We start from the raw sequence: 2,933 nt of genomic DNA, 5'->3' as shown, positions 1-2,933 counted from the left end.
GGCTTCACCGGCAAGATGGCGATCCATCCCGACCAGGTGCCGGTCATCAACGCCGCCTTCACGCCGTCGGCCGAGGCCGTGAGACAATCGGCAGCAATCGTCGCCGCGTTCGCGGCAGCGGGAAATCCCGGCGTCGTCGGCATTGACGGCAAGATGTTCGACCGACCGCACCTGCGGCTAGCCGAGCGGCTTCTGGCGCGGGCAAAGGCGGCAGGTGTTTCCGCCTGAGCGCCTGCTACCAAACCAATGGGATCAGGCGGTAACGGACCCGGGCCACATAGTCGTCATAGCCGCGCAGGCCGGTGCGAAGCGTCTTCTCTTCAATGAAGGTGCGGATGGCCAGGAGAACGACGATCACGAGTACCGACGCCAGCCCCCACCAGGAACCAAGCAGAAGTGCAGTGCCGGCGAAGAAAAGAATGGCGCCGGCGTACATCGGATGGCGGACGTAGCTGTAAGGCCCCGTGGAGATCACACGTTGTCCGCGTTCATCCTGGATCTTCACCACGGGCGCCGCGAAACTGTTCTCCAGCATCGTCAGATAGCAGATCCAGATTCCGAGCAGCAGGACGAGCGCGCCGACCACCTGCACCCAGACGGGAACCACGGACCAGCCGAAACGGACGTCGAATCCCATGAATATCTGCGAACCAAAGATGGCGAGCAGTAGTATGGACAGCAGGACCTTGTCGGCCGTGTCCTGATTCTTCTGGATAGGAGAACTCAACCGCTCATTCATCAGGCCGGGATCGCGCCTTGCCAGCGCCACGCCCAAGGTGAGACTGAGCCCCACCATCCCCACCAGATAGACCCAGGCCCCCGGCCAGCGCAGCGTGCCGGCCGACAGGAAGAGCAAGGCGCCCATGGCGCCAAACCAGACGAATGTTTGGAGGACCAATTTCGCGATCATGATCGACCTTTCATGATATCCGCTCACTGCACTGGCAATTTCAGACCATTGGTCTACCATACCGACCATCGGTCTGTAATTCAAGCGAACTGTGCAGAAGGTTCATCATGCCCCGTGTCATCAAGCATCCAGAGTTCAGGCGAGAAGAGCTTCTGGACCATGCCCAGACCCTTTTCCTGACGCAGGGCTATGACAAAGCGAGCCTCAACGACGTGATTGCGTCCGCCGGCGTCTCGAAGGGCGCCTTCTATCACTACTTCCCCTCCAAGGAGGCTCTTCTGGAAGCATTGGCCCATCGCTTTGCAAGACAGGCACTGGCTGGGGTGCAGGACATAATCGACGATCCGGACCTAGACCCGCTTGGCCGCCTGAATGGCCTGCTCAGCCAGTCGCGGCGGGCAAAGATCGAGACCGCGCCCGAAGCTTGGACTCTTTTCGAGACGATGTTTCGGCCTGAGAATCTGGTGCTTTTCCACCGTATCAATCTGGCCGCCAGCGCGTCGTTTTCACCTCTGCTGGTCAAGATCATCAGGCAAGGGATCGAAGACGGCACTTTCAGGACCTTCGATCCGGAAGGTGTTGCCGACATCGTCATGCAATTCGGCATGGCCACGCATGACGTCGTTGCCAAGGCAATTGCCGGCGGCAGCGACGCCGACATGGAGATCGCGATCGAGGCCCTGGAGAAACGCGTCAGGCTCTACGAGATCGCTCTCGACCGCATACTGGGCCTGCCCGATGGAAGCATCCGGATCGGCGAGCCCGGCTATGTGCGCACCGTCATGACGGCCAGGCGGCGAAAGAGTGCCGGCAAGGCGCTGGCCAAGCCTGATATCTAGTCCTTGTCCCAGCGCGGCCGGCGCATCGAAAACACCTCGTCGACGCTGGCATAATCCATATAGCCGAGACGGGCGACATTGCCGGCCTTGGTGATGTCGAACAGGCCGTCTGTCAGGAAGGCGTCGTCGATGTGCACGCCGACCACTTCACCGGCAACAATCACAGCGCTTGTCGGCGATCCGTCCAGCGCCTTTGGCCGAAAGACTTCCGTCACCCGGCATTCGAGCGCGGCCGGCGCTGCCGCCACGCGCGGCGGCGCCACCAGCCGAGACGGCGCCATGGCAAGATCGGCATAGACGAACTCGTTGACGCCGCGCGGAGCATTGACCGATGTGCGGTTCATCTTCTCCGCGAGATCGCGGCTGACGAGATTGGCGACGAACTCGCCGGTTTCCTGGGCGAAGGAGGCGCTGTCCTTCTCGCCTTCGGAGGAGAACCAGACGATGAAAGGCCGCGTAGAAACGGCATTGAAGAAGGAGTATGGCGCGAGATTGACCTCGCCTGCCCTGTTCAGTGTCGAAATCCAGCCGATCGGACGCGGCGCCACGATCGCCTTCGAAGGGTCATGCGGCAGGCCGTGGCCCTTTGAGGGTTCGTAGAACATTCAGCCCGCCCACGGTCCCGAATAGTCACTGTACAGCTTTGCCGGATCGGGCCGGGGCCGCTCCGGTGCCGGGCCGGCATAGGAGCCGATATGGATGAAGCCGATGACCCGCTCCTGCGGCGCCAGCCCCAGCAGCGCCCTGCCCTCCGGCACATCCGAATACCAGTTGCTGATCATGTTGGTGCCATAGCCCAGCGCATTCGCTGCTATCATCAGGTTCATCGCCGCCATGCCGCCCGACAGGAACATTTCCCATTGCGGGATTTTTGGATTGTCCCTGGGGATCGAAACGACGCCGATCACCAGTGGCGCGCGCGAGAATCGCGCCAGTTCCTGGTTGCGGCGGCCTTCGGACAAGGGACCTTCCCGCTGCTCTGCAAGCGCTGCCAGTTGGCTGCCGATCTCGACGCGGGCGTCGCCACGGTAGAGGATGAAGCGCCAGGGCTCCAACCGGCCATGGTCGGGCACCCGGGAGGCAGCGGCGATCATCGTGGCGATCTCCGCATCGCTCGGCGCCGGCTCCTTCAAATCGGGGATCGGTGCGGAGTTTCGGGTGAGCAGGAAGTCGATGATCGGCGA

The 2,933-nt window shown here is 62.1% G+C and carries 5 protein-coding genes; 2 read left to right on the top strand and 3 right to left on the bottom strand.

Annotation, left to right across the window (positions count from 1 at the left end; genetic code table 11):
- Window positions 1-228 (top strand): HpcH/HpaI aldolase/citrate lyase family protein (locus EN893_RS26800; RefSeq protein ID WP_164901131.1); only part of this gene is annotated, 228 nt, incomplete at its 5' end.
- Window positions 229-235: 7 nt separating this feature from the next.
- Here EN893_RS26800 and EN893_RS26795 read toward each other — a convergent pair.
- Window positions 236-910 carry an isoprenylcysteine carboxylmethyltransferase family protein gene (locus tag EN893_RS26795; RefSeq protein WP_127272690.1) on the bottom strand — a complete coding sequence of 225 codons (675 nt, stop codon included), beginning with the start codon at window positions 908-910 and terminating at the stop codon, window positions 236-238.
- 107 nt (window positions 911-1,017) lie between these two features.
- On the opposite strand from EN893_RS26795, the gene EN893_RS26790 reads away from it, so the two are divergent.
- On the top strand, window positions 1,018-1,749 hold the full coding sequence (locus EN893_RS26790; RefSeq protein WP_127270168.1) for a TetR/AcrR family transcriptional regulator: 732 nt from the start codon (window positions 1,018-1,020) through the stop codon (window positions 1,747-1,749).
- Here the strand turns inward: EN893_RS26790 and EN893_RS26785 are convergent.
- Together EN893_RS26785 and EN893_RS26780 are read right to left on the bottom strand one after the other, a co-directional pair.
- Window positions 1,746-2,354 (bottom strand): flavin reductase family protein, encoded by a 609-nt coding sequence (locus EN893_RS26785; RefSeq protein ID WP_127270170.1) that lies wholly within the window; start codon window positions 2,352-2,354, stop codon window positions 1,746-1,748. The two genes, EN893_RS26790 and EN893_RS26785, sit on opposite strands and share 4 nt — an antisense overlap.
- Window positions 2,355-2,933 (bottom strand): nitroreductase (locus EN893_RS26780; RefSeq protein ID WP_245490915.1); only part of this gene is annotated, 579 nt, incomplete at its 5' end.

The organism is Mesorhizobium sp. M7A.F.Ca.CA.004.04.2.1 (assembly GCF_004022825.1).
GTDB lineage: Bacteria > Pseudomonadota > Alphaproteobacteria > Rhizobiales > Rhizobiaceae > Mesorhizobium.
Note: the sequence above shows the minus strand (reverse complement) of the source record. Positions and strands in the feature narration are given on the sequence as shown.

Coding starts and splice junctions, on each gene's coding strand:
- EN893_RS26795 (WP_127272690.1), bottom strand. CDS start 910: ATGATCGCGAAATTGGTCCTCCAAACATTCGTCTGGTTTGGCGCCATG.
- EN893_RS26790 (WP_127270168.1), top strand. CDS start 1,018: ATGCCCCGTGTCATCAAGCATCCAGAGTTCAGGCGAGAAGAGCTTCTG.
- EN893_RS26785 (WP_127270170.1), bottom strand. CDS start 2,354: ATGTTCTACGAACCCTCAAAGGGCCACGGCCTGCCGCATGACCCTTCG.